This is a genomic window from Alcaligenes sp. AB3 (genome assembly GCF_031844565.1).
GTDB classification, from domain to species: Bacteria; Pseudomonadota; Gammaproteobacteria; order Burkholderiales; family Burkholderiaceae_B; genus Alcaligenes; species Alcaligenes faecalis.
The window spans coordinates 685,927-698,458 of record NZ_JAUZVM010000001.1 but is presented as its reverse complement, the minus strand read 5'-3'; the positions used below and the strand labels follow the sequence as shown (position 1 = coordinate 698,458).

At 57.2% G+C, this 12,532-nt stretch carries 6 protein-coding genes; 1 reads left to right on the top strand and 5 read right to left on the bottom strand.

The window, feature by feature from the left end; translation table 11 throughout:
* Nucleotides 1–55: 55 nt before the first annotated feature.
* The 3 genes from Q9R35_RS03260 to Q9R35_RS03250 form a co-directional block, all read right to left on the bottom strand.
* The gene (locus tag Q9R35_RS03260) at nucleotides 56–643 is read right to left on the bottom strand and encodes a hypothetical protein (RefSeq protein ID WP_042481156.1); all 588 of its coding nucleotides are present in this window, start codon (nucleotides 641–643) and stop codon (nucleotides 56–58) included.
* Between the two features lie 74 nt (nucleotides 644–717).
* Nucleotides 718–2,880, bottom strand: coding sequence for a penicillin-binding protein 1C (gene pbpC / locus Q9R35_RS03255; protein WP_311219330.1), 2,163 nt, complete (start codon nucleotides 2,878–2,880; stop codon nucleotides 718–720).
* Nucleotides 2,864–8,773 carry an MG2 domain-containing protein gene (locus Q9R35_RS03250; RefSeq protein WP_311219329.1) on the bottom strand — a complete coding sequence of 1,970 codons (5,910 nt, stop codon included), beginning with the start codon at nucleotides 8,771–8,773 and terminating at the stop codon, nucleotides 2,864–2,866. The genes pbpC and Q9R35_RS03250 overlap by 17 nt, the downstream gene beginning before the upstream one ends.
* Before the next feature lie 343 nt (nucleotides 8,774–9,116).
* On the opposite strand from Q9R35_RS03250, the gene Q9R35_RS03245 reads away from it, so the two are divergent.
* A complete protein-coding gene (locus tag Q9R35_RS03245) occupies nucleotides 9,117–9,653 on the top strand; it encodes a hypothetical protein (RefSeq protein ID WP_045930024.1) in 537 nt (178 codons plus the stop codon).
* Nucleotides 9,654–9,692: 39 nt separating this feature from the next.
* Here the strand turns inward: Q9R35_RS03245 and Q9R35_RS03240 are convergent, their stop codons facing one another.
* Both Q9R35_RS03240 and hemN read right to left on the bottom strand, forming a co-directional pair.
* Nucleotides 9,693–10,841 carry a nitronate monooxygenase family protein gene (locus tag Q9R35_RS03240; RefSeq protein ID WP_042481167.1) on the bottom strand — a complete coding sequence of 383 codons (1,149 nt, stop codon included), beginning with the start codon at nucleotides 10,839–10,841 and terminating at the stop codon, nucleotides 9,693–9,695.
* A gap of 122 nt (nucleotides 10,842–10,963) precedes the next feature.
* Nucleotides 10,964–12,385, bottom strand: coding sequence for an oxygen-independent coproporphyrinogen III oxidase (hemN, locus tag Q9R35_RS03235; RefSeq protein ID WP_045930025.1), 1,422 nt, complete (start codon nucleotides 12,383–12,385; stop codon nucleotides 10,964–10,966).
* Nucleotides 12,386–12,532: the final 147 nt, after the last annotated feature.

Here is a 12,532-nt window from a genome sequence, read left to right as displayed (position 1 = left end):
AAGCCGGGCATGGGTGAACCCAGAACCAGGACAGCGTTAATGCAGCAAGCCAGGCTTACTTCTTGCCGTTGGTTTGTGTCGCTTCCGGACCGGCAATGGCACGCGCAGCAGCCAAGGCATTGGCTTCCGTACCCACCATGAAAATCAGGCGGCCATCTTTAACGGGCGAGCCGTAAGCGGGGGCAGCCAGCATGGTGTCACCCACAACCAGAGCCAGACGCTTTTTGGGGAACTGAGTCGTCACTTGCAGCAGACGCTGGGCAGCTTCTGGGGTCAGATCCAGGGCCAGCAAACCTTCTTTGCTGTCGTTGGTACCGGCTTGCACGCCAACCAGATCCTGACGCACGACGACGGCACGCGGATTCACAAACAGGACACCATTAGGCTGTACATCGACGCGAGCCCAACCGGCTTGTTCCTGAGTATCAGCCAGGAAGATCTGTACAGGTGCAGCTTGCTGCTCGGCACCCGCTTGAGCCTGAGGCTGCTGAGCGCCCGTTGCAGGCGTGGAGGGAGTTGTTTGCGTTGCGGTGCTGGAGCTACCAGCTGTATCGCTCGGCTTTTCTTGAACGGTCTGACAAGCGGCCAATGCGACCAGGCCAACAGGAGCCAACATTCGAGCGAGTGTGCGTAAAGTCATCATAGTGAAGTTTCCCCCTCTCTTTACGAAGAATCAATAAGGATAGCAGTGTATCAGTCATGTAAAAGTGCAAGCGGTTAATCTTTGTTAAAGCTTGTCATTTGCGCACCTCTAATTTGTACGCTGACCTGATCCATCAAGCGACCTTGTTCGGTTTTCAATTCAATGCGCAGCGTGCCTGGTACTAATGGAATTCGCAGCTGCGCCCCCTTTCCTGCTTCTACTCCCTGCACCCACCACACCAAGGGCTCGGTAATCTGTCCCTGGGCCAGCAATCGCAGCTGCTGGTTTTGCGGTGGAATATCCGGGTCCAACGCGAAAATGGTGCCATTGACCGGCTCGCGGATTCGGGCCGGGCCGGCATAGGCCAGATTCACATCGCTTAATTCCACGCGATCGGTCTGCGTGCCATCAACAAAAAACTCTTCACGACTGGGTTCCAGGGCAGGCACAAACTCAATCTGGCGAACCTGAACCTGGGCCGGCATCGGGGTTTGACGACCGGGACGGCGCTGATTCAAGATGGAAATTACCTCGTGCCAGATCGGTGCTGCCCCACTGACACCTGATACATCTTGCATACTTTGACCGGCACTATTTCCAACCCAAACGCCCACGGTATAGTGCTCGGTCCAACCCAAGGCCCAGTTATCGCGCATGTCCTTACTGGTTCCGGTTTTCACGGCGCTCCAGAATGGCGTGCTCAAGGCACTGTCCAGACCAAAGGTCAGTACCCGAGCCTGACGGTCCGACAACATATCACCCACAATCCAGCTGGCACCCGCATCCATCACAGAATGAAAGGGAGCAGTTGGCTGATCCATCCGTGTTTGCACCGCTTGCGTCTGGCCCAGATTGGCCAGCGCTCGATAGGCATTGCTCAACTCCAGCAAGGTGACATCCGCACTGCCCAGGGCCAGGCTATAGCCATAGAAGTCGCCATCCTGGCGCAGATTCAGGCCCAGCGCACGCAGGCGGTCCACCAGGTTGGCAGGCCCCAGCATGGTCAGGACACGGACGGCAGGAATGTTCAGGGAAGAAGCCAGGGCATTGCGCGCACTGACCCAGCCCACAAACTGCTTGTCGTAGTTTTGCGGGATATACAGACCATTGCCGGTGGACAGATTCAACGGGGAATCCTCCAGCAAGGAGGCCGCCGTCAACAGGCGCTTTTCAATCGCCATCTGATACAGGAAAGGCTTGAGCGTGGAACCGGCTTGCCGCAAGGAACGGGCATGGTCCACCTCGGCCGCCTCAGACAGATCGCCGCTGGAACCCACATAGGCCAGGACCTGCCCGCTGTGATTGTCCAGCACCACCACCGCAGAGTCCTGAACGCGCGCAGTGCGCAGGTCCAGCAAGTGCCGCCGCATACTGGCTTGCACTTGCGTTTGCAGGCGTGTGTCCAAAGTCGTGCGAACACTATCACCAGCTTTGATTTCAGGGTTCTGATCCAGAACCCAACGGGCAAAATGGGGAGCCAGTTGGGCCTGCCCCAAGGGGGCCTGTCCGGCTCGGCGCAAGGCCACCGGCACCAGATTAATTAATTCTCGACATTGTTCGGCACGTCCCATCTCTTGCAGGGTCGCACACGCGCGGCGCTCGACCATCAGGGTTGAGGCATTGGGGCCGCGCAGTAACACTGCGGCGATGGCAGACTCGCGCGCATCCAGCGCGGCGGCCTGCTTTTGAAACAAGGTGCGCGCCATCGCGTCCACCCCGACGAGCTCACCCCGGAAAGCCACCTGATTCAGATAGGCCTCCAGAATTTCCGGCTTGGTCCAGGTATCTTCCAGCGACTGGGCGGCCACCACCTGATCCAGCTTTTGCCAGACCGAGCGCCCACCACGACCACCGACCAGATCCTGATCCATCAGGCCGGCCAGCTGCATGGTAATGGTGGAAGCACCGCGACTACGTCCGGCAAACAAACCATCCCAGGCGGCAGAGCCGACTGATAACCAGTCCACCCCACCGTGGGATTCAAAACGGCGGTCCTCAGACATCAAGACCGCCATTTGCAAAGCCGGAGAAATTTGCTCCAGCGCGACCCAATCGCCGCGCCGTTGACCAAAGTCCAGCCGGACCCGCTGGACAAGCTGGCCCTGGCGATCCAGAACCTGCACATCGGAAGATCGGTACGCTTGCCGAACTTCCTTGTAGCTGGGCATGGCCTGCCCGGGACTGGCCCACAGGGCCAGTCCCAACACCAGCAACCCTGCTTTAATTGGCTGGTGCATCCACAACTTCCAGAACTTGCTCGTTAGGCCAGACGGCAAACACATCGGGCTCGTACAGGGCTTCAGCACGGCTGGCTGGCAGCACGAACTGACCCACTGTATTCAGACGCACCGTGTAGCTGACTTCCGTGGTGCCTTCTTCAAAGCGCTCGTAGTAAGCACGGTAGCCATCAAAGCGGCGTTCAACAAAGCTGGGCCAGTGACCGGATTGTTCTTCCCCGGCGGTTGCCATGGCAGAGTCACGACCCAGGCCGCTGCCCAGAATAGTGGCACCGGCAGGAATCGGATCCGATACAACGACCCAGCTTGCCTGACCTTGAGCCTTGACCTTGATCTTCACACGCATGATGTCACCACGACTCCATACGCCTGGATTGGCCTGCTCCACGGCTTCGATATGACGCTCCATACTCAAGCCAGCAGCGATAGGCTTGGTCACCGGCACAGCTGCCAGGGAACGAACTTCGATCCAGGCCTTGCCCTCGCCCATTTGCTCAACACTCAGGTTGTCCGCCTGATCACCGCGCCAAGGCACGTCAATCTTGGAAGAACGCACACCCTGACCGTCAGGTTTGAGCATGTCCCAATCCACCACCTGAGCCGTTTCCGAACCCAGAATCACCATGGACTGACCGCTAGGGTTCTGTTCGTGATGACGGCTGAACTGCTCAATGGCCAGACTACCCAAGAGGTTTTCCGTGGTCATGCGCCATGCACCACGTTGCTGTTCTGCCAACAGACCTTGGGCCAGACGAGGCATATCCTCGGTCCAGTCCGGCATCTCATTGGCCAGCAACATCAGGCGAGCCTGGTTGGTCACGCGGCTGGTCATGGCCCATGGGCTGCCGTTAAGCGTGTCCTCACCAAAGACCAGACGAGTACCACGGCTGACCAGACGGGCCTGAATCAGATTCATGGCTTCTTTACGTGTTTCCTCCGCCTTCTTGATACCTGGCAAGCGCTGAGTCAGGTCTACCCAGGCCAGCAGGATTTCAGTAGGCCAGCTTTGCAGGTTCAGTTCCACCGAATCCAGCATATTGACGCGTGCACGGTCGTACTTGGCCAACACGGCTGTCGCACGAATCACCTCAATATCCCGCTCCTGGCGAGAAACCGTTTGCATGCTCGGGATACGACCATTCACCACGTTTTCCAGAGCTTGCAGCATCTCGTTGCGGAAGCCGTCCGGGATGGGGAAGTTCAAGCCCATGGATTCCGCAATGTAGCTGATGTCCAGGATATAGCTGGTCAGCACGCGGCTGCCCCAACCGTAGCTGCTTGGGAAGTAACGCAGCAAGCCATTTTGGTCCATATAAGACGGCATGCGCTGCATCAGGCCGGCCCAAGCGGCTTCAGAACGCAGGCCCATGAAACGCGAGGCTTGCTGTTCAAAGCAGCTGTAAGGATAGCGTTCGAACCAGGCACGCACCCCTTCCATACCGCCTCCCAAGGAGGAACGGAACAGCATTTGCAGACCACCTTGAACCACGCCTTGTTCGTTCTTCAAGGCACCAGTCGGTGCTTGCACCGACATGTTCAACGGCTCCTCAATGCCCACGGCAACCAGCGTTCCCTGCTGAACCGTCACGGGAGTGGCGGTAAAGACTTCTTGCTTGATCGCCAGGCTGTCCTTGGCGGCCTTGCCCGTAGCACCGGACTGCTGAACTTCCTGTGCATTAACCGTCCACTCCATCTGGTGCGAATCGGCCGAACCGCTGGACAGTGGCACCGACAAGGGCCAGGAGACGACTTTGGCCGAGCCGGAAGCCAGCTCAACGGTTTGCTCGGGCAACTCTGCCGAGGGCAAGCCTTTTCCACGGTACTGCGCCTGCACCTTCACGTTCATGGCACGTGGGCTGCTGTTACGCAGCGTCACTTGGGCCTGGTAGTCATCACCCTCACGAGCAATGGCTGGCAAACCGGAAATGATTTGCAGGTCTTGCGTGGTGACGATCTGGGCCGAACCGCTGCCAAAGCGATCACCCGCCAGATCGGCCACGGCCACAATGCGATACTGGGTCAGGGAGTCTTTCAGCGGCACGGTCACGGTTGCGCGACCTTGTGCATCCAGCTCCACATTGCCCTTCCACAGCAGCAAGGTATCCAGCAGTTCACGAGTGGGGCTCTTGCCTCCGCCACCACCGGCCGCTACGGCCTTGCGACCATAGTGACGACGACCCACGATTTCAGACTGCGCCGTTGCGGTCTGCACGTTGTAGCCGCGCAAGGCACGCATGGCGTTGAGCAGGTTCCAGCTATTGTTCGGGCTCAGTTCCAGCAAGGCCTGATCCACAGCGGCCAAGGCCACGGAGGCACCAGCGGCTGGTGTGCCATCGGATTTGAGAACCTGAATATCAACTTTGGCCTGTTCGCGAATCGCGTACTGGCTGCGGTCTGTCGTCACCTTCACATCCAGCGCATCTTGCTGGCTGCTGACTTCAATGCTGGCCAGACCAAAACGATAGCTGGGCTTGGACAAGTCCACGGTCGTGGTCGGGGCCACAAATTCGCCACCGCCTTCCGAGTAGGCCTTGTACCAGTTCAGCGGCTGACTCCAGCCCCAGCTAAAGAAGGAGTACCAAGGCACTTCACGCAGACGGCCGCGCAGAACCAGCACGGACACGTAAACGTTCGGCCCCCATTCGGGCTTGATCTCCACGCTGACGTTAGGACTGTCACCTTCCAGCTGAACCACTTGAGCCTGCAAGACACCTTCACGTTCTACCGACACCAGGGCCGTAGCTTCGCGGAAAGGCATGCGCACCTGGAACTCGGCCGTCTCGCCAGGGGCCCAGGTCTTTTTCGCCGGAATGACGTCGATACGGTCATCGTTCTGACCGCCAAACCACAGGTAGCCAGAGCCGCTGACCCAGACGGTGCTGGCCGTAACGGACTCACGGCCTTCGCTATCACGTGCAATGGCACGCAGCTCGACCTGACCGCCCTTCTCCAGTTTCACATCGCACTGCACCAGACCTTGATCATCACTGCGGCCTTCGCAGATCGTGCCCAGGTCCTCGCGCTGTTCCTGATTGTCATAGCTGTAGAAGCCACCCACCATGCGTTTGCGAATCGAAAAACGCTGCACATTGGCCGCCTCAATACGCACAGGCACATTTTTTAGTGGCTTACCGTCTGGGCTCACCGCAATAGCGGAGAGCTTGGTGGACGAACCGGCGGCCAACCAGCTACCCGCGCGCAGACCAGCCACGACGTCAGCAGGCCATACAGACACGGTTTGGGTCAGGGTTTGAATTTCACCATTCGGATCGGCAAAGGTAGCTTCCACCAGGAATTCGGAAGGACGATCCACCGCAGGCAGATCATCCAGCTTGGCACGCAAACCACCTTGTGCATCCAGCTGGAAGCGCTTCTTGTTCAGGAAAACACGGGAATCCGAAGCATCAGACTGCTCGGTTTTCTCGGGAGGCGCAAAGGTGTAGTCGTCATAGGCACTGAAGGATGGCCACTGGCTACGGACGACGGCCGACAACTGCACGGGCAGGAAGTCAGCTGGGCCACCGGACAGATACTTCAGCTGCAGATCAGCTTGCAGCTCTTTAGGCTTGACCAGATAAGGACGATCCTGGCCATCACCCAGCTTGATGCTGCCGCCCAAAACGGGCAGCTTGAACTGTTCAACCCGGAATTCGCCAAAGCTGAAGTACTGGTTTTCACCTTCTGTACGCAAGCGGTACACGCCCAGCTCGGCATCCTTGGGGATCTTCCAGTCGGTCAGCGCAAACACGCTGCCAGCGGCCGTCTTCTGCCACTTCAAGGGCAATTCAATGCGCTTGCCGCTGCCATCATGCTCGACAATCATGGCGTCGGGATAACGATCGGGAGCCTTGAAACCGTCACGCACGCGTTCGCGTACGTAGTGCTTCATGTGCACCACTTCACCAGCACGGAACAGGCTGCGATCCATGACCGTATGGGCCACAGGATCATCACGACCACCCCAGTTGTAGGGGACGTTAAAACGCCAAGGCTCGATACCCGAATTCCACTCGCTCAAGGCGAAGCTGAAATCATCCTTGCCGCGAGCCATGGCGTTGTTCTTGTCGATACGCGCTGTCACGAACAAGCCGGACAAGCCGGTGTCCTGGCAGTAATCGGGGCCATCCACGGCTTGCGGATGGTGGAACATCCCGTCCTTATCCGTTTCACCCTGCACCAGCTCTTCGCCACGGCAGTTCATGACACGGATCTTGGCACCGGGCACCACTTTGGCATCATCCAGGGTGGTCACCCAAACCAGCAGGTCATCGCCCCCCTTCTTGATGTGCACGCCCAGGTTGGTCACCAGCACGGAGCTACGCACATACATGGTGCCTGCCGATTCCAGCAAGGAAGCACCCAGACGTGGGGACGCCACTTCCAGCACATGGAAACCGGGCTCTTTCAGCGGCACGCCAATCAACTCAAAAGGACGCTCACCTTTTTGATCCATGCCGGGCAGTTCCAGCTTCTTGACCTCTTTGCCGATCAGCAAAGGCTGACCACGCAAGTCCAGTTGACCGTACTCATCAACAGGAGCGGTGATCCGGAAGCCAGGGTCCATCATGTCGCGCAACTGCTCGGCACTCACTTTCCAGGAATAGTTCAGCTGACGCAGGCGGGAATACCAGGCCAGGACTTCTTGATCATCCTTGACCGCAAAAGCACCCACCTCACCTGCCGACACCAGCATTTGCTCGGTCGTCAGATCAGGCTCGACATTACGCAGGTTCAAACCAATGGCTGGCGGATCGGAATCGTCCGAACCGTCGCGGTCTGCATGGCCGAAACGCTCCACAATCCCGAAAGGCTCCACCGCAAACTTCACCAGCGGCGGGTACGTCGTGGTGCTCATGCCGTTGCTCAGAACTTGCGGGTTCTTCAAGCGGCGGCCGGCGTCGTCAGTCAGGTTATCCGGAATCTTGACCGTCAGCTTCGCGTTTTCAGGGAAAGGGCCTTCGAAACGTACGTATTGACTGGGGCCACGATCTTGCCAGGCCTCATCGCTATCAGACTTGGGTTCCCAGACTTGCTTGCCGGCTTCCAAACGGATCTGACTGATGTACTCATAAGCGACAGGCGCGGAGAACTGAACGCCGAAGCTGCCAACCGGCGTGCAAGGCGCTTCTGCGCGCTCGCGCATGCACGAGAGCGAGGCCGTAAATTCGGGACGCACGTTGTAATCGTAGGTGTAGCGATCCGTATTCGGGACGCCCTTACGATTGTCGATCTGGGTCATGATGCCCGGTTCCAGCACCACCGACACGGTGGCATCCGCTGGCAAGGGGCGTGCGCACTGCACGGCCTGGTAACGCTCGTCGACCTCGTCCACATAGAACTCGGAGCGAACCATGGCATCGCGCTGGGCCCCCTCAACGGCTTTCAGACCAATACGCTCGCCAATACCCTCTACCCGGCAATAGCCGTTCTTGACCAAAGAGGCGGTATTAACAGGCGCATTGAAGCTGAATAGAAAGACCTGGTCTTCGTCAATAATGTTGTAGTACGGGCGGTTGCTTTCCAGAATGGCACCACCGGAATTAAAACGATATTGAGCCGGTCCACTGATCGCTTCGTTATTGATACTGCGAAAGCTTTTGGACACGACGGCCGTACAACTCAAGCCTGGTCCTGGACGCTCATCAAATTCATAAATCCAGCGACGCGAATCAAGCCAACGGCCTTGACCGACTACCGCGGGATCATCACACTGCACCAAGACAGGCGCAGGCAATTGCGAATCCCCAAAATGAACAGCAGGCGTGGCAAAGGTGACTTTGACATCCCGCAAATCAGATGTCGCCCCTTGAGGCGAGAAACTGCTTATCGTAATGGCTTGGGCGCTACTGACACCCAGCAAGAACATCAAACCCAGCAAAGACTGGCGATGCATCGTTCTTCCCCTATGGAATGTGCTATTTTCGGCGCCAGTTTAATAGAAATCAGTCTCTCTGAGCGTGTCTGAACTGCCCCGCAAGTGCATAAAGAATGCCACCAAGTGCAACAGAAAAAAACACCGGACTTTAAATATCCACGGCAGGGGTTTGAAGCAACGTTGATGGCATTTGAAAGCAAAAATTTCAAATGCGACCAATACCCTGCTTTTTTCCCGAAACTGACGACATCAACTACGATAAGAAACACAATCATCTACACAATCACTGGAAAAGCACCGTACCCACCCCATATGTGTTAAGGCTTGCACGATCAATCCGCCTTGATTTCAGGACAGACACATGAGCACGATGACACTGCAGGAACTGGATAAAACCCGCGAGGAATGTCGCAAACTGATCAGTCGGCGCGCTCTGCTATCGGCAGCCGCTGCCGTGGTGCCCATTCCCGGCGTGGATGTGGGCGCGGACGTGGCGATTTTGATGAAGGTCATTCCTATCATCAATGCCCGCTTTGGATTGACTGCCAATGATGTGGATGCCCTCAGCCCGGAGCTGAAAAAGCTGGTGGTCGTCGGTGGAACCAGTATGGGCCTGGGCATGGTGGGACGCGTGCTGACCACGGATCGTGTAATCAATATTCTGGTGCGTCTGGGAGCGAAGAAACTGGCGGGGAAATACGGCGCCAAGTATGTGCCTTTGATCGGTAGCGCCATTTCTGCTTCCATCAGCTTTGTGGTGCTGCGCAAAGTCGGCAACCAGCATATTGAAGAATGCTATGAAATTGCCCGCCGCCTGGCACTGGAAACACAAAGACGTGAAGCGGTGCACACCATTGATGGTAGCGAGGAAGGTTTGATACGCGAAATCAGGGGCTAAACCCCTGATCTCTTTGAACTGCTCTATAGCCTGAAAGTATTAACCCGCAGGAACCACACCCGGCGTTTTGCTGCGGCCATTCAACATGTAGTCCATCAATTCGCGCACCGACTTCATGGCCTTGCCAAAAGGCAAGGCTTCGGAGCTGCGGAAGAACAGACCACGTTCCACATCCCCTTTCAAGGCATAGGCCAACTGGCGGTCAATGCAGAATTGACCGTGCCGCTGCACCCCATCGCGCAAGCCGCAATGTGCCAGGCAATCAAAGCCTTCCGTGCAAGCACGCTCACGCGCCACCGATTGCAGCTTTTGCTCTTTATGCAGGTAAGCATCCAGCCAGGGCGTACGCACGGCACGGGCAGGCAGGCCCGCCACACTCATGAATGTCACGATGTCCTTGGGCTCAGCATCCAGCAAGACGCGCTTGAAGTTCTCGTGCGCATCCCCCTCTTCGGTGACGGCAAAAGCCGTACCCATTTGCACGCCGTCTGCACCCCAATCGATTAACTGACGCAGTTGCTCAGGGCGATGAATCCCGCCTGCGGCGATCAAGGGAATACGCTCGGCCTCCAGGCCCAGCTCGCGGAACAAGGCTCGGCAACCTTCCAGCACACGCTGGAACGCATATTCAGGTTTGTTCAAGGACTGATCGTCGGCAGCGCCCAGGTGACCGGCGGCATAACGGGGATTTTCCAGAACGACGGCGTCCGGCAAACGCTTGCGACGCAGCCATTTTTTCACCAGCAGGGTGACGCCACGTACATCCGACAAGATAGGAATCAGGGCCACTTTGGGGTGATCCTGAACCAGCTCAGGCAAATCCAGGGGCAGGCCAGCGCCCACCACCACCGCGTCTGCCCCGCTCTCGCAAGACTGACGCACATACTCGGGATACTGCGAGACGGCCTTCATGATATTGACGGCGATACCGCCATTGCCACCCGAGCGCTCTCGGGCACGATTGATTTCGCGGTCCAGCGCCTGCAAATTGGCCGCATCGACCACGCCTTTTTCGACATCACCCCCGGTGCTGTCCATCAGGTCTTCGTGATGACGCCGTAAATCCACGCTGGAGATCGTCCCCAGCCCGCCCAATGCGGCCACAGTACCGGCCAGTCGGGACGCCGAAATACCGACTCCCATGCCGCCTTGAACAATAGGCAAAAGCAGTTTTCCCTTCAGGGACATGAGACGTAAATCCGTCTTTAGCACGATGTAAATACCTTAGGTTGATGCAAGAACCTGCCGGCCACGTCGGGACCAGAAACAGGGCAATAGAATCGTGGCCGTCTGCAAGGACGGCCACTGTGTTAAATCAGGCGGGAATAGCGGGCACCGCTTTCCTGGCTCAAGTACTTGTCGAACACCATGCTGTAGGCGCGCACAAACAAACGGCCTTTGGGCAGAACCTGGATGGATTGAGCATCGACAGTCAGCAAGCCGGCGTCGGCATAGCTGTTGAGTTCTTGCAGCTCGGCAGAGAAGTAACTGGCAAAATCAATGCCATAACGCGCTTCCAGACGCAAAATAGGCACTGGCATGCTGCACATCAAATGCATGATGACTTCCGCTCGCAGGCGATCGTCTTGCTGCATCACAATACCCCGCTCGATGGGCAAACGCCCCCGGTCTATATCAGCGTAGTAATTGCGCAGGCTGCGGGCATTTTGCACATGCATGGTGCCCACCTGACCAATAGACGACACGCCAAAGGAAACCAGATCACAGGCTGCGCGAGTGGTGTAGCCCTGGAAGTTACGGTGCAGGCTGCCGTCCAGACGGGCCAGATTCAGCTCGTCCGTGGGCAAGGCAAAATGGTCCAGACCAATATAGACATACCCCGCATCCAGCAGACGCTGCGAAGACATCAGGAACAACTGCAAGCGCTGGTCGGCGTCAGGCAGTTCTTCCTCGTTGATTAAACGCTGCGCCTTGAAGCGCGTGGGCAAGTGCGCGTAGTTATACAAAGCGATGCGATCTGGCCGCAGTTGCACCAAGGAGTCAATGGTGATGGCAAAGCTTTCCAGAGTCTGCAAAGGCAGACCGTAGATCAGATCGGTGTTGATGGATTGGAAACCGGCAGCCCGGCTCTCTTCAATGGCGCGTTTGACCATTTCGAAGGGCTGAATGCGGTTGATCGCTTTTTGCACATTGGGGTCAAAGTCCTGCACCCCAAAGCTGGTACGGTTAAAGCCCAGAGCCGCCAAGTTCTGGAGCGTGCCTTCCGCCAAGGTACGAGGGTCGATCTCGATGCCCAGTTCGGCATCATCCGTGAACGCGAACTGTTCCTTGAGCTTGGCCATCAGGCGGGTCAATTGCTCATTGTCCAGGAAAGTGGGCGAGCCGCCGCCCAAATGCAGTTGTTCGGTGCGCCGATCTTCACCCATATATTGGGTGACCATATCAATTTCGCGCAGCAGGTAATCCAGGTACTGCTCGCTCTTGCTGCGATCCTGGGTAATGATCTTGTTGCAGGCACAGAAATAGCAAAGCGACTGGCAAAACGGAATATGCAGGTAGACCGACAAGGGGGGATTGCTGCTGCTCAAGGCCCGGCGCGATAGCTCGTGAATATAGGGCTGAGCGGGGAAGTCCTGAAAAAAACGGTCTGCGGTGGGATAGGAGGTGTAACGTGGTCCGGAACGATCAAAGCGCCGAATCAGGGCTTCAGAGATTTCAATGTCCGGCGCGGTCGGGGCGCTGGCGTCCGATGCTTCCAAGGTTTGCGGCATATAGGGGCCTCCTGCAAAAGACCTGTTTCTTCTAGTCAAGCATTCATTGTGAGAGAAAACCTCACGCATGCGCTTGACCTGCATCAAGGCCGCAATAACTAAAAAAACGCTTTTTTTATCACCGTTGGGCTGAATTTAGCTTCATAT